General features: G+C 66.0%; 17 protein-coding genes, 1 tRNA gene and 1 pseudogene. 10 read left to right on the top strand and 9 right to left on the bottom strand.

Going from position 1 to position 23,084, the window contains the following annotated elements; translation table 11 throughout:
- The first annotated feature begins 171 nt into the window (after positions 1-171).
- Together QSJ34_RS16010 and QSJ34_RS16005 are read left to right on the top strand one after the other, a co-directional pair.
- The gene (locus QSJ34_RS16010; RefSeq protein ID WP_285577127.1) at positions 172-696 is read left to right on the top strand and encodes an inorganic diphosphatase; all 525 of its coding nucleotides are present in this window, start codon (positions 172-174) and stop codon (positions 694-696) included.
- 6 nt (positions 697-702) lie between these two features.
- The gene (locus QSJ34_RS16005; RefSeq protein WP_285577295.1) at positions 703-1,410 is read left to right on the top strand and encodes an HAD hydrolase-like protein; all 708 of its coding nucleotides are present in this window, start codon (positions 703-705) and stop codon (positions 1,408-1,410) included.
- Here QSJ34_RS16005 and QSJ34_RS16000 read toward each other — a convergent pair.
- The 3 genes and pseudogenes from QSJ34_RS16000 to QSJ34_RS15990 all read right to left on the bottom strand — a co-directional run bounded on the left by QSJ34_RS16000 (position 1,394) and on the right by QSJ34_RS15990 (position 3,915).
- Positions 1,394-1,975 carry a LolA family protein gene (locus tag QSJ34_RS16000; protein ID WP_285577125.1) on the bottom strand — a complete coding sequence of 194 codons (582 nt, stop codon included), beginning with the start codon at positions 1,973-1,975 and terminating at the stop codon, positions 1,394-1,396. The genes QSJ34_RS16005 and QSJ34_RS16000 overlap by 17 nt on opposite strands.
- Positions 1,976-2,777: 802 nt before the next feature.
- Positions 2,778-3,353 (bottom strand): annotated as a pseudogene (locus QSJ34_RS18590) (GTP-binding protein); the annotation flags it as partial.
- A 73-nt stretch (positions 3,354-3,426) separates the two neighbouring features.
- A complete protein-coding gene (locus QSJ34_RS15990) occupies positions 3,427-3,915 on the bottom strand; it encodes a peroxiredoxin (protein ID WP_285577121.1) in 489 nt (162 codons plus the stop codon).
- Positions 3,916-4,007: 92 nt separating this feature from the next.
- Here QSJ34_RS15990 and QSJ34_RS15985 point away from each other — a divergent pair, with 92 nt between their 5' ends.
- On the top strand, positions 4,008-5,033 hold the full coding sequence (locus QSJ34_RS15985; RefSeq protein ID WP_285577119.1) for an isocitrate/isopropylmalate dehydrogenase family protein: 1,026 nt from the start codon (positions 4,008-4,010) through the stop codon (positions 5,031-5,033).
- A 106-nt stretch (positions 5,034-5,139) separates the two neighbouring features.
- Here QSJ34_RS15985 and lexA read toward each other — a convergent pair whose 3' ends face one another.
- Positions 5,140-5,805 carry a transcriptional repressor LexA gene (gene lexA, locus QSJ34_RS15980; RefSeq protein ID WP_285577117.1) on the bottom strand — a complete coding sequence of 222 codons (666 nt, stop codon included), beginning with the start codon at positions 5,803-5,805 and terminating at the stop codon, positions 5,140-5,142.
- Between the two features lie 212 nt (positions 5,806-6,017).
- On the opposite strand from lexA, the gene QSJ34_RS15975 reads away from it, so the two are divergent.
- From QSJ34_RS15975 to QSJ34_RS15955, 5 genes are all read left to right on the top strand, one after another.
- On the top strand, positions 6,018-7,841 hold the full coding sequence (locus QSJ34_RS15975; RefSeq protein WP_285577115.1) for a 2-oxoacid:acceptor oxidoreductase subunit alpha: 1,824 nt from the start codon (positions 6,018-6,020) through the stop codon (positions 7,839-7,841).
- 12 nt (positions 7,842-7,853) lie between these two features.
- Positions 7,854-8,891, top strand: coding sequence for a 2-oxoacid:ferredoxin oxidoreductase subunit beta (locus tag QSJ34_RS15970; protein WP_285577114.1), 1,038 nt, complete (start codon positions 7,854-7,856; stop codon positions 8,889-8,891).
- Positions 8,892-9,092: 201 nt separating this feature from the next.
- Positions 9,093-9,168, top strand: a tRNA-Ala gene (locus QSJ34_RS15965).
- Positions 9,169-9,506: 338 nt separating this feature from the next.
- A complete protein-coding gene (locus tag QSJ34_RS15960) occupies positions 9,507-10,532 on the top strand; it encodes a hypothetical protein (protein WP_285577113.1) in 1,026 nt (341 codons plus the stop codon).
- Between the two features lie 63 nt (positions 10,533-10,595).
- On the top strand, positions 10,596-11,099 hold the full coding sequence (locus tag QSJ34_RS15955; RefSeq protein WP_285577110.1) for a hemerythrin domain-containing protein: 504 nt from the start codon (positions 10,596-10,598) through the stop codon (positions 11,097-11,099).
- Between the two features lie 66 nt (positions 11,100-11,165).
- Here the strand turns inward: QSJ34_RS15955 and QSJ34_RS15950 are convergent, their stop codons facing one another.
- The 3 genes from QSJ34_RS15950 to QSJ34_RS15940 all read right to left on the bottom strand — a co-directional run bounded on the left by QSJ34_RS15950 (position 11,166) and on the right by QSJ34_RS15940 (position 15,161).
- The gene (locus tag QSJ34_RS15950) at positions 11,166-12,473 is read right to left on the bottom strand and encodes an NAD(P)/FAD-dependent oxidoreductase (protein WP_285577108.1); all 1,308 of its coding nucleotides are present in this window, start codon (positions 12,471-12,473) and stop codon (positions 11,166-11,168) included.
- A gap of 6 nt (positions 12,474-12,479) precedes the next feature.
- Entirely contained in the window at positions 12,480-12,788 is a 309-nt protein-coding gene (locus QSJ34_RS15945) for a cupin domain-containing protein (RefSeq protein WP_285577106.1), read from the bottom strand.
- A gap of 84 nt (positions 12,789-12,872) precedes the next feature.
- The gene (locus QSJ34_RS15940; protein ID WP_285577104.1) at positions 12,873-15,161 is read right to left on the bottom strand and encodes a nitric-oxide reductase large subunit; all 2,289 of its coding nucleotides are present in this window, start codon (positions 15,159-15,161) and stop codon (positions 12,873-12,875) included.
- Between the two features lie 495 nt (positions 15,162-15,656).
- Here QSJ34_RS15940 and QSJ34_RS15935 point away from each other — a divergent pair, with 495 nt between their 5' ends.
- Entirely contained in the window at positions 15,657-16,829 is a 1,173-nt protein-coding gene (locus tag QSJ34_RS15935) for an RICIN domain-containing protein (protein WP_285577102.1), read from the top strand.
- Positions 16,830-16,870: 41 nt separating this feature from the next.
- Here the strand turns inward: QSJ34_RS15935 and QSJ34_RS15930 are convergent, their stop codons facing one another.
- A complete protein-coding gene (locus tag QSJ34_RS15930; protein WP_285577100.1) occupies positions 16,871-18,706 on the bottom strand; it encodes an acyl-CoA dehydrogenase in 1,836 nt (611 codons plus the stop codon).
- A 37-nt stretch (positions 18,707-18,743) separates the two neighbouring features.
- Entirely contained in the window at positions 18,744-20,441 is a 1,698-nt protein-coding gene (locus QSJ34_RS15925) for an AMP-binding protein (RefSeq protein ID WP_285577098.1), read from the bottom strand.
- A 165-nt stretch (positions 20,442-20,606) separates the two neighbouring features.
- Here QSJ34_RS15925 and QSJ34_RS15920 point away from each other — a divergent pair, with 165 nt between their 5' ends.
- On the top strand, positions 20,607-23,045 hold the full coding sequence (locus QSJ34_RS15920) for a GNAT family N-acetyltransferase (RefSeq protein ID WP_285577095.1): 2,439 nt from the start codon (positions 20,607-20,609) through the stop codon (positions 23,043-23,045).
- Positions 23,046-23,084 lie beyond the last annotated feature (39 nt).

Here is a 23,084-nt window from a genome sequence, read left to right as displayed (position 1 = left end):
AAAACGTGCGCCTGAAAGGCCGCACCGGGAAAAACACGGCAATAAACGCCTCAAAGGTGATTCAGTGGGCCATCATTGAATCCTTTTTTAATCTTTATGACTCAAACGCTCCGACGGTTGCGGGACGCCCGCCCAGGAATATGCGAAAATCGACGTCTTTACGGAGCATCCATGTCCCTGGTCCACCTGCATCCTGGCAAGCAGGCGCCTGAAATCGTCAATGCGATCATCGAGATTCCGACGGGATCCCGCATCAAGTACGAGATCGACCATCACACGGGCCTGGTGCACGTGGACCGGGTGCTGTTCTCCCCCTTCCACTACCCCGCCGAATACGGCTTCATTCCCGGCACCCTGGCCGAAGACGGCGACCCCGCCGACATCCTCGTGCTCATCAACGGATCGACCTATCCGGGTGTCGTCATCCGCGCCCGGCCCATCGGCATCCTGCGCATGACGGATGACAAGGGACACGACGCCAAGATCCTCGCCGTGGCCACGGATGATCCCACCTACGCCCACGTAACGTCCCGCAGCGATCTGCCCCCGCATTTCCTGCTGGAGGTCGAGCACTTCTTCCTCACCTACAAGGACCTCGAGCGCAAGACCGTGGCCAGCGACGGCTGGGGCGGCAAGGACGAGGCCCACGCCTTCATCCGGGCCGCTACCGCGGCCTACAACCGCGAGAAGAAGTAACTGGTGATGGAATCCCAAGAGACGGCCCCCGGGGTCGTCTGCTTCGACCTGGACGGGACCCTCGTGGATCCCCTGCTCGGCGTGCGCAACTGTCTGCTGAAGACCTGCGACGCCTTCGGGTTGGACCTGCCCGATGAGGCCACCATCCGCAGCTGGATCGGCTTCGGCATGCGCGAGTCCCTGGCCACCCTGCCGGGACTGGAAGACCCCGCCCGCCTGGAGGACGCGCTCGACTTCTACTGGGACCGCTACCGGGAAGACGGCGTCTTCGAGCACGAGCTCTACCCCGGCGTCTTCCACCTCCTGCACCGCCTCAAGCGGCAGGGCCACCGCATCTACATCGTGTCGGCCAAGCCCAGCCTCTTCGCCCGCCGCATCGCCTACCAGTTCGACCTGAACCTGATCTTCGACGACATCTTCGGAAGCACCCTCAAGGGCCGCTGGCAGCCCAAGACCGAGGTGCTTGGCGGGTTGGTGAAGCAGGGCACCGTCCGGCCCGGAGGCGTGTTCATCGGCGATCGCGGCGTGGACATGGTTGCCGCCCGCGATCACGGCCTGGAGGCCATCGGCGTGGGCTGGGGTTACGGCACCCGCGAGGAACTCCTCGCCGCGGGCGCGGAGCACCTGTTCGACACCGTGCCCGAGCTCGATGCCTGGCTGCGCATCCGCTTCCCGCAGCCGGAGCGATTCGACGCCTTCAGCCGTTCGGAGTAGACCAGCGGGTGCCCGCCGGAACCTGGGTCTTGAAGAGGTCCGGTGCCAGGCTGGCCGGCACCTTCGCGTCCAGCAGCTCCAGCTTCTGCCGCGCTCCGGTCGGATCCGTCCACTCCAGGGTGCCCAGCAGCCCGCGGCGTCCGGTGGCCTTCAATTCAGGCAGGCCGGCCTCCTTGGGCGTGAGCTTCACGGTCTCGCCGCCATAGGTGTCCACTCTGTACAGGCGTTCCAGCCGCGCCGGGTCCAGCAGGATGCCCAGCAGCGGGAAATCCCGCACGGCACGGGCCAGCTCGACCCGCTGGGCCGTGCGGGTATCCGGGTCGTACTGCACCAGGTAGTGGCCGTCGCAGGTGACAGTGAGGCCACCATTGTAGGCCACGCGCAGCTTGCCTCCGCGGGCCAGGGCCAGACGGCCTTCCCGAGACAGCTTTCCGAACACCGCGCTATCGCTCTCCTGGCGGAAGCGGCTTTCCAGGGCGGGCCCCTTGCTGAAGGCCACCCACCACCCGGGCGGACCAGCGAATGCCGGTGACAGGGCCAGGCAGAGCAGGAGCGGAAGGCGCACCTCAGCTCCGCTTCAGTTCGACGCTAAGCTTCGCCGTGCTGCCCTTGCCTGGCGCCGGACGGTGGATCTGGCCTTCCGTCAGCACCTGGCCCTGGAAACGCAGCTGGACCACCACCTCGATGTCCTGCCCGTCCATCTCAGCGGGCACCTCCAGGCGCAGCACGGAGGGTGCCCCCGAGCGGCCCACCATGGTCAGCTCACCCAACAGCGAGTTGATCGCGTCCTTGTGGTCGATGGATTTGGGCTTGGCCACCGGCTTCTTGGCTTCCACCTTCAACGAGGCCAGGGCCGCCAGGGGATCCACCTTCGAGGGTGGCTTGTGCGCATGGGCGGGTGTCGCGAGAGGAGGGTGTTGCGGCCCGGGTTCAGGTGACAGGACCGGAGCCTTGACAGGGAGCGCCGCGGGCGCCGCTTCAGGCGGGGCCGGGACAGGCTCCGGGCTGGGCACGGGCTCGGCAGAGGCCAGGGGGACTGCGGGCAAGGCCTCCGGCGCAGGTTCGGGCGGAGGCACTTCGTCCACCAGGAATGCGATGTCATCGTCCGCGGCTCCCGGATGTTCGGGCAACACAGGCGCCTCGATGTAGAAGCCCGAATCCTCGTCCTCGTCCGGCAGGGGCGCGGCCCCGGCCACGGCGCCGTAGGACGAGCCTTCCATGTCGAGCAGGTCGGTGACAGAGGGAAGGTCCGATAGGGTGAGGGGCTCCACCGAAGGGCGGGACGGTTCGGGCATGGGAGCCATCGGTACCGCCGAGGTGACCGGTGGAGGTGCCACGGCGATCTGGGATTCGCCCAGCACGTTGGTCTTGATGTGGAAGAGGGCCAGCTTGGTGATCCCCCGCAGCGTTTCGAAAACGCCCGAGCCATCGGAGGCCACCGATTGAAAGCTGGGATGCCCCTTGGGGTTGAAGGCCGCCTCCAGATCCTCCACGGGCACGACATTGCGCAGGTCGCGCTTGTTCCACTGAAAGACCATGGGGATGTCGTTCAGGCTGAGGCCCAGTTCCCGGAGGTTCTCCTCCAGGTTCTGGTAACTCTCCTTGCAGGCGTCCAGCATCGGCGTCTGGCTGTCCACCACGAAGACGATGCCGTCCACGCCCTTCAGCACGAGCTTGCGGGTGCTGTTGTAGAACACCTGCCCAGGCACCGTGTAGAGCTGGAGCTTGGTCTTGAAACCACCGACCATGCCCACATCCATGGGCAGCAGATCGAAAAAGAGCGTTCGATCAGTCTCGGTGTTGAGGCTCACCATTTCGCCGCGGGCCTTCTGGCTCGTCTTGCCGTAAATGGTGTTGAGGTTGGTGGTCTTTCCGCACAGACCGGGCCCGTAATAGACGATTTTCGCCGTCATCTGCCGGGTGGCGTGGTTGAAGAACACCATTCCAGGACCTCGTAGTGGATCACGAAGTCTAGCTTGGAAACGGCCTCTGTCTCAATGCAAATGCAGGAATCCCCTAGGACATTCCCTTCAGCAGGGCGAGCACCTGCTGGTCATGATCCTTCGTGCGGGTATCCGTGATGACCTTCCGCACGAGACCCTGGCGATCAATCAGGAAGGTGACCCGCTTGGCAAATCCGACCAGAGGCATTTTCACGCCATAGGCCTCGATGATGCGCTTGTCGGGGTCCGCGAGGATGCTGAAGGGCAGGTGGAACTTCTCCGCGAAAGCCCTGTGGCTCTGAGTCGTATCGGCGCTCACGCCGAGGATCACGGCGCCGGCGGCCTTGATCGCCGCGAAGCCATCCCGCAGGCTGCAGGCCTGGGCCGTGCATCCCGGCGTGTCGTCCTTGGGATAGAAGTAGAGCACCACGTTCGCCTTGCCCTGGTAGTCGGCGAGACGGACGGTGATGCCGTTCTGATCCTGCGCCTCGAAGGCCGGAGCCTTCATGCCTTCCTTGATGTCGGCGGCCGAAGCCAGTCCCAGCATCGCGAAGATTCCCATGCTGACCCTCCATTTCCGATCCATGCCTGACCTCCGGAAAGAGAAAAGAGAATGGAGTGTGGCACCATCGGCTCTTCAAGAGGAGTGGAACCTTGGCTCAGCCCATTCGCATCGCCCTCATCCCCGGCGACGGTGTCGGCGGCGAAGTTCTGGCCGAGGCCCTGCCCTGCCTGGAATGGGCCCGGAACCGGGGCCGCGCCCTCGAAACCGTGACCTTTCCCTATGGAGCCGACCACTACCTCGCCACCGGGGAGACCCTTCCAGATTCCGCCTTCACAGATCTGCGCGATCACTTCGACGCCATCCTCTTCGGCGCCGTGGGCGATCCGCGGGTTCCGGACGGACGCCACGCCGAGGAGATCCTCCTGCGGCTGCGGCGCGACCTCGAACTCACCGTGAACTTCCGGCCCTGCCCACCCTTCCTCTCTGTCGCGCGCACCGTCGACATCGAAGTGTTCCGCGAAAACACCGAAGGCTCCTACTGCCTACAGGGTTCGACGGAAGTGGGGCGGGCCGTGGATCTCTCCGTGCATACGGAACCCGCCGTGCGCCGGCTCCTTCAGGCCGCCTTCGCGCGCGCCGCGTCGCTGGGCCGCCCGCTCACGCTGGCCCACAAGGCCAACGTCCTGAAGCACGGCCACGGGCTCTGGATGCGCGTCTTCGAGGAACTCCGTGCAGCCCACCCCGAGGTGAACGCCCGCGGCATGCACGCCGACGCCCTGCTCTGCGCCCTCGTGCAGGATCCCACGCCCTTCGGCCTCATCGCCGCCGACAACTACCTGGGCGACCTCATCAGCGATCTCTGTGCGGCCTTCATCGGGGGCATGGGCGTGGCCCCCTCGATCAGCTTCGCGCCCCACCGGCCCCATCGCTGCGCGGTCCTGGCCGAACCCGTCCACGGCTCCGCCCCGGACATCGCGGGCCAGGGCCTCGCCAATCCCGTGGGCATGCTGCTCAGCACCGCCCTGCTCTTCCGGTACCTGGGCTGGGAACCTGAAGCCGCGGCGCTGGAGACCGCGGTTTCGGACGCGTTGGCCGCCGGCGCGAAAACTCGCGATCTCGGCGGAACCCTCTCCACCGCGGCCATGGGCCGGGCCATCCGGGAACGGTTTTCCTGATTCAACGCCCCTGCGCGGCCGAGCGACTCCAGATGAACCGGAAAAAGAAAGCGGAGATCCGTTCGGATGCTCCGCTTTCAGGAAAGGTCTCCGGATCTCCGGGTCCTCAGCAGCTGCGCATGACGCCGATGAGCACGCCCTGGATGTCGACCTGCTGCGGCGCGTAGCAGCGTGGCTGCAGCTCGGGATTGTGGGGGATCAGCCACACACCCTTGGGGTCGCGGCGAAATTCTTTGAGTGTCACCTCTTCCCGGTCGATGAGAGCGACGACACGATCCCCATTCCGGTACTCGCCCTTGCGCTGCAACACGACCAGATCCCCGTCGAGAATGGCATCGTCGACCATGGAGTCGCCCCGCACGCGCAGCACGAACAGCTCGTCCCGCTGGCGGTGGATGCTGTTGGGCACTTCGATGGGCAGGGCGCGGCTTTCCGGCAGGATGGGCGAGCCCGCGGCCACGTCCCCGCAGAAGGGGAAGATGCGCACGATGGGCGCCGCCTCGGCGCGGGGCTCGCTCCGCAGGGTTCGCGAAGACGCGCTCTCCGCCTCGGCTGCGGCCGCCACCACCAGGTTGTTGCCCTTCCCGTGGCTGCGCACGAGGAAGCCCTTGTCCATGAGGTGCTGGACGTGCTTGTGGATGGTGGACACGGCGCTGGAGCCCACCCCTTTGGCGATCTCCGCCAAGGTCGGACTCCGCCCTTCGCTCTCCACGAAGGTGCGGATGAACTTCAGGACGGCCTGCTGGCGTTTGGTGAGATCACTGGCTTTCATACGTTCCAACTTAGGAGTTGAGCCGCAGGTCGTCAATCCCTTTTTTTTCGCTTTATTTCAGACCCCCATTCCCGCTTTCCAAGACCCGCGATAGAACCCGTTCGTCGCCTCTGCCATACTGAAAGACGGCCTTGAGGCTCAAGTATTTACGCCCTGTTCGTCATCTTTCTGGCCTCTTCGACGCCCGCGTCCGAAATGAGAAAGGAGTCCCCATGACTGCCAGTCTTGCCGCCCCCTCCCCCACCCAAGGGGCGAAAACCCGGATCAATGATTTTTCCATCCAGGTGGCCACGGTCAACGGATCGGGTTCCCAGACGGCCAACACCGTTCTGCTGCGCGCCATCTTCCAGATGGGCGTCTTCGTCAGCGGCAAGAACCTCTTTCCCTCGAACATCGCGGGCCTGCCCACCTGGTTCACCATCCGCGCGAGCGCCAAGGGCTACGTGGCCCGCAAGGCCAGCAACGAGATGCTGATCCTCATGAACCCCGAGACGGCCAAGGAAGACATCGCCAAGGCCGATGTCGGCGCGCTCGTGATCTACGACGAGCCGCTCCAGCTCGACAAGCTCCGCAGCGACCTGGCCTACATCCCCGTACCCTTCCAGAAGCTCGTGACGGCCTCCTGCCCCGAGCCCAAGCTGCACAAGCTCGTGAAGAACATGATCTACGTGGGCGTGGCCTCCCGCCTGCTCGGCATCGACATGGAAGAGGTGAAGAAGGCCATCGCCAAGCAGCTGAAGGGCAAGACCAAGGCCATCGAACTCAACCAGAACGCCTGCGTCGCGGGCTACGACTGGGCCATGGAGAACCTGCCCGACCAGGATCACGTCAAGGTCGTGCGCGACAACAAGACCCAGGGCCTCATCATCGTCGACGGCAACGAGGCCTGTGCCCTCGGCGCCCTCTTCGCCGGTGTCACCGTGGTGGGCTGGTACCCCATCACCCCCGCCTCCAGCCTCGTCGAAACCTTCATCGAATACGCCGACGAGTACCGCAAGGATCCCAAGACGGGCAAGTCCACCGTCGCCATCGTGCAGATGGAAGACGAGCTGGCCTCGGCCGGTGTCGTGCTGGCCGCCGGCTGGGCCGGCGCCCGCTCCATGACTTCCACCGCGGGTCCCGGCGTCTCGCTCATGAGCGAGTTCATCGGCCTGGGCTATTACGTGGAAGCCCCTGGCGTCTTCTTCAACGTCGCCCGCACGGGCCCCAGCACGGGCCTGCCCACGCGCACCCAGCAGTCGGACGTGGAGCTCTGCGCCAAGTGCAGCCATGGCGACACCCAGCACATCAACCTCTACCCCGGGAACATGGAGGAGTGCTTCCAGTTCTCCTACGACGCCTTCGATCTGGCCGAGCGTTTCCAGACGCCCATCTTCGTCGTCACGGATCTCGACCTGGGCATGCAGAACTGGTCGTCGAAACCCTTCGCCTACCCCGCCAAGCCCTATGACCGCGGCAAGGTGCTCAACCAGCAGCAGCTGGCCGAGGCCAAGGACTGGGGCCGCTACAAGGACGTGGATGGCGATGGCATCTGCTACCGCTCCCTGCCCGGCACGCCCGGCGGCAAGGGCGCCTACTTCACCCGCGGTTCCGGCCACAACGAGTACGCCCAGTACTCCGAGAAGCCCGAGGATTACGTCGCCATCGTGGATCGCCTGAAGCGGAAGTACGAAACCGCCAAGACCCACGTGCCCGCGCCCGTCTTCCGCAACCTGGGTTCGGACAAGGGCATCCTCGCCTTCGGATCCAGCGATCCCGCCGTCATCGAGGCCCAGGACGTCCTGGCCGAGGCCGGCCTCAAGACCGACTACCTGCGCCTGCGCGCCCTGCCCTTCACCGCCGAGGTCGACGCCTTCGTGCAGGAGAAGCAGGTGGTCTACGTCGTCGAGCAGAACCGCGACGGCCAGATGGCCAACCTCTTCCGTGAGACCTATCCGGCGCTCGCCACCAAGTTCAAGAGCGTCCTCCACTACAACGGCTACGCCATCGACGCCAAGTGCATCGTGGATCAGATCAACGCCTTCGAGCAGAAGTAAGAGGAGCCGACCATGACCACCGCCACCCCTTCAGCTCCCACCAACAAGCTCGGCTTCACCAAGCAGGACTACGTGGGCTCCAAGTCCACCCTCTGCGCCGGCTGCGGCCACGATTCCATCACCGCCCAGATCATCAACGCCGCCTTCGAATCCAACATCGAAGGCCACCGCGTCACCAAGTACTCCGGCATCGGCTGCTCGTCGAAGACCCCCGCCTACTTCATCAACCAGGGCTGGGGCTTCAACAGCGTGCACGGCCGCATGCCCTCCATCGCCACCGGCGCCTCCCTGGCCAACCGCCAGCTCATCAACATCGGCGTATCGGGCGACGGCGATTCCATGTCCATCGGCATGGGCCAGTTCGTCCACGCCGTGCGCCGCAACATCCCGATGATCTACATCATCGAGGACAACGGCGTCTACGGCCTCACCAAGGGCCAGTTCTCCGCCACCGCCGACAAGGGTTCCTTCCTCAAGACGGGCGCCAAGAACGAGCTGCCTCCCATCGACCCCTGCACCCTGGCCATCGAACTGGGCTGCGGCTTCGTGGCGCGCTGCTTCTCGGGCAACCCCAAGCAGATGAACACCATCCTCAAGGCCGCCTTCGCCTACGAAGGCACCGTGGTGCTCGACATCATCAGCCCCTGCGTCACCTTCAACAACCACGACGCCTCCACGCGCTCCTACAAGCACGTGAAGGATCATGATTTCCCCCTCCACGACCTGGGCTTCATCCAGTACTCCGAGGTCGAGGACGTCGATATCGCCGCCGGCGAGACCGAAGTCGTGACCTTCCCCGACGGTTCCAAGGTGGCCATCAAGGCCATCCACGAGCACTACGACCCCACGGACCGCTTCGGTGCCATGAAGGCCATCCACGAATCCATGGAGAAGGGTGAGTTCCTCACGGGCCTGCTCTACATCAACCCCATCCAGCCCCCTCTTCCCCAGGTGCTGAACCTGGTGGACGAGCCCCTGGCCAGCCTCGGCGAGGACATGCTGAAGCCCAGCGCCGCCGAACTCGACAAGATCATGCAGAGCCTCATGTAACCGACCGCCGGGTGACGGAGGACGCGCCGGTGGCGCGTTCGGAGCCGGCCCCCGGCGAGAAGGTTATGCCACATGGACACCGAAGGCCGCCGCAAGGCGGCCTTCGCCATTCCGCCCAGGCCCTCCCGCGGCGCCAGCCACTACTGCCCGCCGGGCCCCACCATTGACGCCCAACGCCGACACGCTAAACTGGAGCTTCGTGGGCCTGTAGCTCAGCTGGGAGAGCGCTGCGTTCGCAATGCAGAGGTCGTCAGTTCGATCCTGATCAGGTCCACCAACCAGCCCCTTGAGAAATCAGGGGGCATTTTTGTTTTTATTCAGCACATCTTCCTTGCACCGGGGCCATGTGCTCAAGCGGTGCTCAATCGCCATCACCGGAATGGCCCAGAGATTACCGATAGCTTGTGAGGCCAGTCCTCCTCCAGAAGGCGCATTCAATGCCCCTGTTGCTCCGGCCGCCCATGGGCTGACCTTCAGGATCTGTCGAGACAACCATTCACCTGCTATCGTAATCAATTACTTGGGATCCCAATCTTTTATTCAAGGTCGACGCAATCCCCCACTGGATCCTCCCTTCACCTCGGTCCTCACTCCAGACGTGCGCGAGGGCATTGCATGTTGAACCCCGACCCTCCCCCTGGCCCGCTGCCCGGCCCCACGCTGGGAATCCTGATCCGGCTGCTGCACGAGGCCGCCCTTCGCCTTCAGCAGCGTGGGCAAGGCCCCTACCAGCGCATCCGGACGCTTCGCGGCCTGTACTACGGAACCTCCCACAGCCTCGACTTCGAACGCCGGCAGAGCCGGTTGCGCAACTGGGGTTTCAACCTCTACCTGCAAAGCCTGGCGCCTCCCGATCCGACGCCGCTGCTCGGGGCTTCCCTCGTGCGCGCCCTGAAGGACTCCGCCGTGGTGTGGCATCAGGACCGCTGGATGGATGCCGGCCATATCCTCGTCGGCCTGGAAGCCCGGACCCGCCTGGGCGCCTCGCGCCTGCCCCTGCTGGGCCAGGGTGGCACGGGCCTCGAACTCGGCACGTGGCTGGGCGACCTGGGAGGCGCGGCGGGCCTCCTGGTGCTTCAGCGCCTGGAAGATCCCCTGGCCCGGGCCGTGCCGCTCCTGTTCTCGAAGCACACCTACGATCTCCGGCCCAACCTGGAAGGCGACGTGGCCGGATACCTGGTGGCCCGGGATCCCATCGTCAAGAACCGGGTGTCCCTGCTGAAGTCGCACCAGTTCGTGAGTGTGGCCCACGCCCTGGAGGATTACGCCCAGAAGCCGGAATCCGACTGGGCCGATCGTTGGAGGCTCTTCGCCCGCCTCCTGGGGGCCGAAACGGGCATTCCCTCCGCGCGTCTGCCGGGACGCCAGGATCTTCTCGCCTGGGTCCGGAAAAAGATCCAAGGCTTCACGAGCTGGTACCTGCTCTACCGTCTGCAGGATGCCGGGCGGATGTCGCGGGCCGCCCTGGCCGAGGCCTCCCGCCACGTGGAAGGGGCGGCCGCCGAGCTGTCCGAACTGTTCCTGTCCGTGCTCGAACAGGGGCTAACCCCTGGCGCTTCCATGGACCTTCCGGATCTGCCGGCCAGCCCGCCGGGGCCGCCTCGCGGCCTCCTGGCCCTCGGTCGCTTGGCAGGCGGTTGAACGAAACCCTCAACCGCGTGAAGGAACGAGCCCAGGTCACACACGCTGTCGGAGGTCCGAACCATGCTCACGCCTCACCGAAGACACTCGTTTGAAGCCCCCTCCCTCACCGCGATGCTCTCGGGCGACCACAAAGAGATCGATCACCTGTTCACCATCGCCCAGACCTCGCTCGATTCCGGCCGGTGGGACGCGGCCTGCACGGCCCTGGATCGGATCTGGATGCGACTGGCGGTCCACATTCGTGCCGAACACAAGGTGATCTTTCCCGTTCTGGAGCAGACCCATCCGGATCTCCGAAGGCCGCTTCAGACGCTCCATGAAGACCATGATGCCTTCATGACCGTTCTGGCAGGCGCCGTGAAGGCGCTGCGTGATCCATCCCCTGAGATCGCCTCGATCCAGGCGGCCATCGAAGCCTTGAAGCTCCGCCTGACGGCTCACAATGCCCTCGAGGAGGCCTCCATCTACCCGGCCGCAGACCGGCTTCCCCCAGATCAGGTGACGGCGATGCTGGAGGAAGCCGCCCGGGAGCTGAACTTTCTTCCTTCGCGCTACGGATCCTGAAAGCATGCCCGTCGCGCACACCCAACCGTTCGCGGGATCCAGCCTGGGCAAGGCGTATTCTGAGATTTACGCATCCTTGCCGGAGGGCTCACCTGCACCGGGTCGAGGACCGTTCCTGAGAATGAGCCGGGCCCGAGGCTGGGTCGTCAGGTAGGCCCAGAGCCATTCGAAGAAGACGAAGACCCGGCTTCGGAAATCGACGAGCAGCATCAGGTGGATGAACAGCCAGGCCAGCCAAGCCGGATAGCCCGTGAAGCTCAGGTGGCCGATGTGGGCCACGGCCTTCCCTCGTCCGAGGGTCGCCATGCTGCCCTTGTCCCGGTAACGGAAAGCCTGTCGGGATCGATGTCCCAAGGTCGCCACGATGTTGTTCGCCGCACAGTCGCCCTGCTGGATTGCCACCGGCGCGACACCTGGGAGGGCACCTCCTGAGCCGTGGAGGAAGGCGGCCAGGTCCCCGATGGCGAACACGTCGGGATGGCCCGGAAGACTGAGGTCGGGCTCGACGAGCAGCCGCCCGATGCGATCCACCTCCAGGCCCAGACTCGCAGCCAAGGGCACGGCCGCCACGCCGGCGGCCCAGATGACCGTTCGCGTGGGGATGCGCTCTCCGCCGAGCTGGACGGCGCGTGCTTCGATCCCCGTGATGGCTTGTCCCAGGCGGACTTCGACGCCGATGCGTTCCAGTTCCACTACGGCCTTCTCGGAAAGTCCGGTTCCGAAATTCGCCAGGATGCTGCTGCCGGCCTCGACGAGGATGACCCGGGCCCGGTCCGTGCGGATGCGCCGGAATTCCCGTGGCAGGGAAAGCCGGGCCATCTCCTTCAGGGTGCCCGCGAGTTCCACGCCGGTCGGCCCGCCGCCGACGATGACGAAGGTCAGCCATTCCCGGCGGAGGTCCGGATCCTCCTCCTGCTCCGCCCGCTCGAAGGTGAGCAGGAAGCGCCGTCGGATCTCCAGGGCGTCGTCCAGGGTCTTGAGGCCCGGGGCCAGGCCCTCCCAATCTTTCCGGCCGAAGTAGGAGCTGCGCGATCCCGCCGCCAGGATCAGGAAGTCGTACGAAAGCCCCGTTCCGTCCGCCAGGTCCACCCGCCGCGCAGCCAGATCCACGGCCCTAACCTCACCCAGCACCACCTCGGCGTTTTTTTGGGTGCGGAGGATGTGGCGGATGGGCGCGGCGATGTCCGCCGGGGAGAGCGTAGCCGAGGCTACCTGGTAGAGCAGGGGCTGGAACAGGTGATGGTTCTGGCGGTCCACCACGACCACCCGGACTGGAGCATGCTTGAGCGCGGTGGCCGCCTTCAGGCCCCCGAACCCGGCCCCGACGATGAGGACGGTGGGAAGGGATGAAGGCACGGGATGCGGGTCAGTCATCGCCCCCTAGCCCCGCATGTGAGTCACGATGAGGTAGGAGGATTCGAAGGCCTTCAGGGCATGGGGCTGGTCCTTGTCGAAGACCACCCGTTCTCCGGGAAGCATGGGGATCCAGATTTCCCCCTTGAGCACTTCGATCCGTCCCGTGAGCAGCTGCACGCTGGCCGGATAGGGGGCCTTGTGCGCGGGGATCTGGACATCCTTGGGCAGGGCCACCAGCACGAGCTTGGTCCCGTGCTCCACATCAATCAGCGGAAGCATCGCCCGCTGCGATTCGGGCATGGGCAGGGCTTCCTGAAGGTTCGTGATGGGCATGTCGGTCTCCTTGGTGCTTGGTGTTCCCTCGTTGTTTGGTGTACCCGGGTTCGATTCAAGATGGTGCGAGCCTTTGCTGAACCGTCAGGCCTGGCCGTTCGGCTCCTGGGTGAAGAGCAGCTTCAGGGTGCCGTAGGCGATGGGGAGCGCCCCGGCGAGAAGGAAGATCATGTCCGCGGCGATCCGGATCCACTCCAGAGTGTGGAAGGTGCCGCCCATGATGAAAGTGAGGCGCCGGGCATGCCAGTAGCCGTGGGCGAGCACATCCCAGAGCTGGATCACGCCGCCGGGGAACAGGTCGAGGAGCATCATCAGGCCAAGCCCGATGTTGAGGCCCCAGAAGCCGATGCGGATGAACGTCTCGGCCCCGTCCCAGGCCCGGTCGCCTTTCAGCTCCCGCAGGCAGAACACCAGCACCGCCAGGGCCAACATCCCGAAGACACCGAACATGGCCGCATGGCCGTGGTTGGCGGTGAGGGTGGTGCCGATCTCGAAGTAGGACACGATGGGCAGGTTGATCAGGAATCCGAAGACGCCCGCCCCGACGAAATTCCACACGCCCACGGCGATGAGGAACTTGATGGCCCAGCGCTGCTTGGCCGCCAGGGGCCGGCCGCAATCCTCGCAATTCTTGTCCTGCAGCCGGATGAAATCCCAGGCATCCAGCGTCAAGAGTGTGAGCGGCACCACCTCCAGGGCCGAGAAGCTGGCCGCCAGCCCCATGTTCAGGGTGCCCTGCCCCGTGAAGTACCAGTGGTGGCCGATGCCCATGATTCCCCCGGCCAGGTAGAGGATGGCGTCGAGGTAGACGAGTCGCGTGGCCGACTTGGCCGTGACCAGCCCCAGCTGATAGAACATCACCGCCACCAGCACCGTCGCGAAGAGTTCGAAGAAGCCTTCCACCCACAGGTGGATGATCCAGAAACGCCAGTTGTCGATGACGGCGAAATTCGTGCGGGGCCCGTAGAACAGCGCGGGCACGTAGAACAGGGGGATGGCGATGGCCGCGTAGAAGAAGAGGGAGGGCAGCTCTCCCTGCTCCGTGCCCTTCATGGCGGGACGCAGGGCGCGGAACATGAGGAAGAGCCAGAAGATGAGCCCGACCGCCAGGAGGAGCTGCCAGAACCGGCCCAGATCCAGGTATTCGCTCCCCTGGTGTCCCAGCCAGAACCACAGGCTGCCCAGCTTGTTGTTGATCCCCAGGAACTCCCCGAAGAGGCTACCGAATACCACGATGGCCAAGGCGCCCAGAAGGAGGAGCACGCCCGCCTTCTGCCCCTTGGGCTCGGAACCGCCCACGAGCGGCGCCAGGAAGAGCCCGCCTCCCACCCAGGCCGTGGCGATCCAAAAGATCGCGAGCTGCAGATGCCAGGTGCGGGCGAGGTTGTAGGGCAGGAACCGGGTGAGGTCGAAGCCGTAGAAGCCACCGGGTTCCACGCGGTAATGGGCCAGGGCGCCGCCCAAGGCCGCCTGGCCCAGGAAGAGCAGGACCACCACCGCGAAGTAGAGGCCCACGGCCTTCTGACTGGGCGTGAGGGCCCAGGCGTGGAGCCTGCCCTCCTCCGCGTGCTTCCACCCGGCCTCGCCGCCCCATCCCAGATAGTCGAACTTCCCGAAGATGAAGAGGATCAATCCAAGACCACCGAGAAGCGCGATGAGGCTCATGGCGCTCCACAGGTAGGTGGAGGCCGTGGGGGCATTGCCCACGAGCGGCTCGTAGGGCCAGTTGTTGGTGTAGGAGTAGTCCTTGCCCGGGCGCGGCGCCACCGTGGCCCAGGTGGCCCACGCGAAATAGGCCGTCAGCTGCCTCAGCTCGCGCTCATCGCGGATGAACTTCGCGGGCAGCCCCACCGCAGGTTCGCTTCCCGAAAAGTAGGTCTTCCATTCTTCCGATTGGATGCGGAAAGCCTCCGCCTCCAGGCTGCTGAAGCGGAGCGTGTCCGTGCCCGGATCGTAGCGGTTCTGCTTGATCTGGGGGGCCACCAGCGCCCCGATCTCGAGGCCCTGCCCCTCGCTGAGATCCTTGAAGCCCTTGCCGTACCGCGCCTGGGCCAGCGATTCACGGCCGATCTCCGCCAGGCGATGCAGGTATTCGGCCGTGTAGTCGGGGCCCAGATAGGCACCATGCCCCCACAGGGTTCCGTGCTCCATGAGGCCGTACTTCAGGAAGACCTCCTGGCCGTCCTTGATGTCCTCTCCCGTGAAGAGGGTCTGGCCCGCCTCGCCCAGCACTCGCGCCGGGATGGGCGGAGCTCCCGCGTAGGTCTTGGCCGTCACCCAGATCAGCAGGCTGAAGCCGAACACCATCACCAGGACCAGTGCTTGACGCCACCGAGGAGAGAGGGGGGCTGAGTCCTGATGCGCAGCGTTCATGACAGGTCCTTTCTTGAGTGAATTGGAAAAACCAATCAAACATTGCTCGTAAAAGCATCAATGCTCAAGCTGAAATGCTGACTCAAGGCTCGGGTGCCGCTTGCGGACGCAGGAGGCACAGCTGCCCCTCGAGTCCTCCCGGCGAACCGACCAAGGACGCGCGTAATGGCCTCCCGTGGCAGCAGCCCGATTGACCCAAGATCAATAATTTTAACGAGAACACAAATTAATTTTAAAAACTTCACATATGCGCTTGACCAGGCCGATCATCGAATCTACCTTCTGCGAATCGGTCCCGATTTTTTGAATATTTTTGTTTGCACAAAATAAATACTCGAACCCTCGATCGAGCGCGCCGATTGAGGCCCGGGCCTGCCTTGGGCTCCCTCAGCACCTGTCCATTCAGGGAGCCTCCGGGCCAGGCCCCGCGGGAGGGTGTGCCCTCTGCACCCACCCATCCTCGTGTTCTCCCTTCACCCCATTCCAGGAGCCTTCATGCGCATCCTATCCACCCTCCGCCGCGCCTTTGGCTGCGGCTTGTTGGCCCTCAGCGGGCTGGTCCTCTTGGCCCAGGGCGGGACCCCCGCGGGCAATTTCACCTTCCCCAGCCAACCCGCCACCATCGACATGTTCTTCACCATCGAGGCGAGCCCGGGCGTGGGAGCCGGCATCTACCAGGCCAACCAGTTCTGGCTCAATGACACGGCGGGCACCGGCGGCTACTGCGGACTGCAGACCGACGTGAACCCCTGCGTCGGCAGCAGCGGCAAGGGCGTGGTCTTCGCCATATGGAACACCACCGGGTCCCGCCCCTCCGCCGGCACCTGCGGCGAGCCCTTCGGAGGCGAAGGCGTGGGCTACCACTTGCTCCGCCACTACGATTGGACCGTGGGTCGCCAGTACCGCTTCCACCTGGCCCCGGAGGGCGGCGGCTGGTGGGGCTGCACCGTGCGGGACATGAGCACGGGCACGGATACCTACCTGGGCGCCCTGGGCACGGTGAACGCCACCGCCTTCCAGGCCACCACATCCACCTTCACGGAGTTCTACCTGGGCACCCCCTGCGGAAGCCGACCCTATGCCCGCTGCCGCTACTCCGTATCCTCCGGCGCCACCGTGGCCACCCCCGGCAATCCCCACACCTACAACACCTGCCCCGGAGAAGCCACCTGCGCCATTTCGGGCAACAGCATCGTGTCCGAAGTGGGCAGCTGCCTGCTCACGAACAGCTGCAACGGCAGCGGAGGCCCCCTGCCCAACGGCACCTACACCGTCACCAACAGCGCGAGCGGCCTGGTCTGGGATGATCCCGGCAGCGCCACCACCTCGGGCACCAACGTCATCCTGTACGCCGCCAACGGAGGCAACAACCAGAAATGGCAGTTCACGTACCTCGGCAACGGGTACTACAAGATCGTCAACGTCACCAGCGGCCTCTGCCTCAATGACCCCGGCAGCAGCACGACCAGCGGCACCCTGTTGATTCAGTATCCCTACGGCACGGGCACACCCAACGAGCAGTGGCTCCTCACCCCCTCCGGGAACGGCTACCTCATCGAGTGCGCCTACAGCAGCCTGATGGTGGATCCCAATGGCAACACCAGCTTGGCCAAGATCCGCCAGGCCACGGCCACCGGCACCTCAAAGCAGGTGTGGATCATCCAGTAAGGCTTGCATGCATCGGGGCCCGGCTTCGGCCGGGCCCCGATCTACAGCATGGCCTCCATGGGTGCCGTCTCCCCGCTGAGGATGGCGGCGGCGTGGGCGGCCACCAGCGGAAGGCCCCGGTGGGCGAAGTGGATCGCCACCTGCACCTTGTTCAGGTAGAAGGCCGCATCCGGACTGCCGGCGCAAAGCGTCCGCACGGCGGCGCGATCCTTGGGATCCACCCCCCGCGCGCTCAGGAGCTCGGCGCCCTTGCGGCCGGCCAGCGCCGCCTGCTGCAGCAGGAGGAAGCCCGCCACCACGTGGCCCAGCATGTCCAGCAGGGGAACGGCATTCAGGATCGTGAGCAGGCCCGCATTCTCGCGGGTGGGGATGTGGGCCAGCACTGCGCCCAGGGCCTTCACCGCCTCAGCCAGCTGCCGGGCCGAGGCGCCCAGCACCGGGTCGTCCGCCAGCTGTTTCGCCGTGTCGCCCGCCAGCCTGAGGAGGTGGCTCACGGGGCGCCCATCCTGCATCTTGAACTTGCGTCCCACGAGATCCAGCGCCTGGATGCCGTTGGTGCCTTCGTAGATCGAGGCGATCTTGCAGTCCCGCAGGTACTGCTCGGCCGGGTAGTCCATGGTGTAGCCGTAACCGCCGTAGGTCTGCAGCGCCCATTCCGTCACGCGGAAACCCCAATCCGAACACCAGGCCTTGCTGATGGGCGTAAACAGCTCCACCAGCCCCTGCCAGCGGTCCTTCTCCTCGCCTTCCGATACCGCGGCCATGTCCATGCACCAGGCCGTGTAGGAGACGAGGGCCCGCATGCCCTGCACATAGGCGGACTGCATGAGGAGCATGCGGCGCACGTCCGGATGCTCGATGATGAGCGACTGGGCCCCGCCTTTCGCGGCGCCCGGGCCGCGCCCCTGCAGGCGCTCCTTCGCATAGGCGAGGGCGGCCTGGTGGGCGGCCGAGGCGTTACCCAGACCCTGCACGCCCACTTCGTACCGTGCGGCGTTCATCATCTGGAACATGTGGGCGAGGCCCTGCCCTTCCTGGCCCAGGAGGAACCCCTGGCAGGCGCCGTTGAGACCGAAGACGAGGCTGCAAGTGGGCGATCCGTGGATGCCCAGCTTGTGCTCGATGCCCGCGCAGGTCACATCGTTGGCCGCGCCGAGGCTGCCATCCGCGTTCACACGGAACTTGGGCACCACGAAGAGGCTGAGGCCCTTGGGGCCCGCCGGGGCGTCGGGCGTGCGCGCCAGCACGGCGTGCACGATGTTGGGCGTGAGGGAGTGCTCGCCGCTGGTGATGAAGATCTTTTCGCCGCTGATGAGGTAGGTGCCATCCGCCTGCCGCACCGCCTTCGTCGTGAGCGCGCCGAGATCGCTGCCGGCCCCGGCTTCGGTGAGACACATGGTGCCGGCCCATTCGCCGGTGTACATCCGCTCGCAGTAGGTGGCCTTGAGCGCCTCGCTGCCGAAACTTTCGATGAGGTGGGCGGATCCGCGTGTGAGCAGCACCGTGAGTCCCAGCGAGGTGTTGGCCCCCATGAGGAATTCGCTGATGCCCGTGCCCACGGATTCCGGCAACCCCATGCCGCCAAACTCGGGGTTCATGGTGGCGCTGATCCAGCCCCCCGAAGCCAGATCCCGGAAGGCCTCGGCGAAGCCCTCCGGCAGCTGTACCTTCCCGTTCTCGAAGCGGGCGCCCGTGCGGTCCCCCGCTTCGTTGCAGGCAGCCACGCTGCCTCTCGCCACCTTGAGCGCCTCGTCCAGCACCATGCCCAGCTGCTCCCGGTCCATGTCCCGGTAGGCCTCGCCCTTGAGCACCGCGTCGAGATCCAGCCATTCGAGGAGGTTGAAACGGATGTCGCGATCGTCGTCGAGGTACTTCATGGGGCCTCCTGATGCATAGGCGGGGCGGGATGTCGGATTATCTCAATTCGGGGAACTGGTCCTCGCGAAACTCGGCGGGACCGTGAGTCTGCTCGGCGGCGCGCTTGCGCAGCTCCACCCGCCGGATCTTGCCAGAGATGGTCTTCGGCAGGTCGCCGAACTCGAGGATGCGGATGCGCTTGTAGGGCGACAGCCGCTCGCGGATGAAGCGGAACAGGGCCAGGGCCGTTTCGCGGCTGGGTTCGACGCCCGCGCGGAGGATGACGTAGGCCTTGGGCACCGCCAGCTTCAGGGGATCGGGGCTCGGCACCACCGCAGCCTCGGCCACGGCCTCGTGCTCGATGAGGAAGGATTCCAGTTCGAAGGGGCTGATGCGGTAGTCCGAGCTTTTGAACACGTCGTCGGCGCGGCCCACGAAGAAGAGATACCCATCCGCGTCCCGGGTGGCGACGTCGCCCGTGCGGTAGAAGCCTTCCGCCTCAGCCTTGGCCATCTTCGAAGGATCATCCCGGTAGCCCGCCATGAGGCCCAGGGGCCGGGGCTTGAGCTTCAGCGCGATCTCGCCCTCTTCGGCCTCGTGGCCTTCCGCGTCCAGCAGCACCACCTCGTAGCCCGGCAAGGGGCGGCCCATGGAGCCGGCCTTCACGGGCTGCCCGGGCGGGTTGCCCACCTGGGCCGTCGTCTCCGTCTGCCCGTAGCCGTCGCGGATCGTGAGACCCCACGCCTTCTGGACCTGGCTGATGACCTCGGGATTGAGGGGCTCGCCCGCGCCCACCAGCTCACGCAATTTCACCTGGTAGGCGGCCAGATCCTCCTGGATGAACAGGCGCCACACGGTGGGCGGCGCGCACAGGGTGGTCACGCCCTTGTCGACGATCACCTGCAGGGTGGTCGCGGCGTTGAACCGCGCGGCGCGGTAGACGAAGATGCAGGCGCCGGCGTTCCAGGGCGCGAAGAAGCTGCTCCAGGCGTGCTTGGCCCAGCCCGGCGAGCTGATGTTGTAGTGAATGTCGCCTTCACGAAGGCCCACCCAGTACATCGTGGACAGATGCCCCACTGGATAGGACTGGTGCGTGTGCAGCACGAGCTTGGGCTTGGCCGTGGTGCCCGAGGTGAAGTAGAGCAGCATGGGATCCGTGGCGCGCGTGGGCGCATCGGGCCCGTAGTCGTCGGCCCCCCCGTAGAGGCTTTCGAAGCCGTGCCAGCCCGGCGCGGCGCCCACCCCGGTGCCCACCCCGGCACCCACAATGATGCGCGTCAGCGAGGCATCCATGGCCGCGAACTTCCCGGTCTGGCTGGCGTCCACCACCAGGTGACGGATGCCGCCCCGCTCGATGCGGTCCTTCAGATCGGCTTCCGAAAGCAGCAGGGTCGAGGGCACCAGCACGGCGCCCAGCTTGATGCAGGCGAGCATCACCTCCCAGAGGGGCAGCACGTTGTCCAGCATGATCAGCACGCCGTCGCCGCGCTTCACGCCCAGGTCCCGCAGGGCGTTGGCCACCCGGTTGCTGCGGCGGGACAGCTCCTGGAAGCTGACCTTGGTCTCGGTGCCGTTCTCCTCCACCAGCCAGAGGGCCGGCCGGTCATTGCCCGCGGCCTGCACATCGAACCAATCGAGGGCCCAGTTGAAGGTGTCCAGCGCCGGCCAGCGGAAGGCCTCGCGGGCCTTCCCGTACGCTTCCCGATGTTCGACGAGAAGAGCCCTGGCCTGGAGGAAAGCCTCGCGCGGCTGCATATCGCCCCCTGATTGATTGTAGTGATGTGGCCAATCTATAACGCCCCGACCCCAGCGTCCATAAGGGAAAAGGACGCGCGGGAAGATTATGGATCCCACATGGAATCAGGCGGCTAGGCGAGCATGGTAGGGTGGTCGGATCTCACCACACTCACGAGGCCCAGGGTGTTCAGCATCATCCCAGACGGGGCAACCTACCGGGAATTCGTCCTCCTGAAGGACGGCCAGGGCATCCTGCTCCGAGTGGCGGTGCCTGACGACGTGGAACGGGTGGCGGCCTTCATCCGCAGCCTGTCCGCCGAAAGCATGGCCATGCGCTTCATGGGCGGCGTGGCCGGCGTCTCTCGCAAATTCGTGGAGGAACTCTGCGATCCGAACTTGCGCCTGCGCGCCTGCCTCCTGGCCGTCGAAGGCGAGGGCGAGGAGCAGAAGATCCTCGGGCTGGGCAACTACGTGGGCGGCGGGGGCGCCGTGGCGGAAGTGGCCTTCATGATCGGCGATGCGCACCAGGGCCGTGGCATCGGCACCCTGGTCCTCGAGCGCCTGGCGGGCATGGCCGCGGGCGCCGGATACCTGGGCTTCGAAGCCGAGCTGCTGACCCGCAACGAGAAGATGGCGAACGTGTTCCGTGACACGGGCTTCGAAACCCGGCGGGCCATGGAGGGCGGCATCATCCACGTGCAGTTCCCGCTCAGCGCGCCCGAGGCCCTGCGCGAACGCACGGACTTGCGAGAGCGCGTGGCCACAGCCAATTCCCTCGTGCCGCTCCTGCGACCCCGCGTGGTGGCCGTGGCGGGCGCCTCGCGCGATCCGGGTTCCGTGGGCAACATCATCTTCCGCCACATCCTCGAAAACCACTTCCAGGGTTCGGTCTATCCCATCAACCCCAAGGCCGACACCATCGAAGGCGTGCAGGCCTACGCCTCGCTGGCGGCCCTGCCGGAAACGCCGGATCTGGTCATCCTCGCGGTGCCGGCCACGAAGGCCTCCGCCCTCGCGAAGCGCGCCCTGGAACGGGGTGCCCGCGGCCTGCTGGCCCTCGCCGCCGGTTTCGCGGAGACGGGGCCCGAGGGGGCCCGGCGCCAGGCCCGCCTGCTGCGGCTGGCCCGCAGCCACGGGGCGCGGCTGGTGGGCCCCAACTGCCTGGGGCTCATCAACACCCACGCCGCGGTGCAGCTCAACGCCAGCCTGGCCGCGACGATGCCGCCGCGCGGGAGGGTGGGCTTCTTCAGCCATTCCGCAGCCCTCGGCGTCGTCATCCTGCAGTACGCGGCCGAGCGCGGACTGGGCTTTTCCACCTTCGTCTCCGCCGGAAACCGGGCCGATGTCTCGGGCAACGACCTGCTGCAATACTGGGACGAGGATCCGGATACCGACCTGGCCCTGCTCTACCTGGAGACCTTCGGCAACCCCCGGCGTTTCGCCCGCCTGGCCCGCCGCATCTCGCACCGCAAGCCCATCCTCTGCGTCAAGAGCGCCCGCAGCCACGCGGGGCGGCGCGTGGCCCTGGCCCACATCGCCGCAAGCCCCCGCGATGACGCCGAAGTGGAGGCCCTCTTCCACCAGGCGGGCGTCATCCGCGCCGACACACTGGAAGACCTCTTCGACATCGCGCTGCTGCTCTCCCACCAGCCCCTGCCTCGGGGCAACCGCGTGGCCATCGTCAGCAATTCCGGCGGAGTCGCCACCATCTGCGCGGACGCCTGCGAAACCCACGGCATGGAGATCGCCGGCCCCGGCGTGGTGGACCTGCACGCCATGGCCATGCCCGAGCACTACGAACGGGCCTGCCAGGAGGCCCTGGAGCATCCCCAGGTGGATGCCCTCATCGCCTCCTTCGCCTGCCTGGGCACCTGCGATCCCACGGTGGTGGCGCGGGCCATCCGGCGCGCCGCCGTGCGGGCCGAACAAACGACGGGCATCGCCAAGCCGACCCTGCTCTCCCTCATGGGCATGAGCGGCGCCGTGCCCGTGGGTTCGACGGCCCTGGGCGAAAGCGGCGGCCGCTACCGCACCTTCCCCTCGTACCGCTTTCCCGAATCGGCGGCCCTGGCCCTTTCCAAGGTCGTGGAATACGCCCGGTTCCGCATGCAGCCTGCAGGGCGGATCTCGGGATACGCGGATCTGAGCGCGGGCGAGGCCCGGCGCCGGGTCGAGCAGTTCGTAGAAGGGCTCACAGGATCGGCGCCCGCGGCCCTGCCCGAACCCGAGCTCCGCGAGCTGATGGCCTTCTTCGGCGTTCCCATCGCCGAAGCCGCGGCTCCGGCCAAATCGAAGGCGCCGCAGGTATCGCTCAACCTGTCGGCGGATCCCGACTTCGGGCCCATCTGGCGCTTCCACCGCCAGGGCGCGGGCTCCATCCTGCGCATCACGCCGCTCACGGATCTCGACATCGCCGACGTCCTCGAGCGGCTGCGCCTCCGCCCCACCAGCGGCCTGGGCGAAACGCTGGGCCGCCTGACCCAGCTCGTGGAAGAACTGCCCTGGCTGTGCGCGCTGGAAGCCCAGGTCCTCATCCAGGGCGAAGCGGCCGCCACCGGTCCGCTCCCCCTGCAGCCCAGCTTGCGCCTGACCTTCTGCCAGGCTAGGAGCGTGTCCAAGTAATCGATAGGGGCTGCATTGATGGCAAAGGGTTTCCAGGCA

The sequence above is a fragment of the Geothrix limicola genome (assembly GCF_030268085.1).
Taxonomy (GTDB): domain Bacteria; phylum Acidobacteriota; class Holophagae; order Holophagales; family Holophagaceae; genus Geothrix; species Geothrix limicola.
This window is presented reverse-complemented; position numbering and strand designations above follow the sequence as displayed.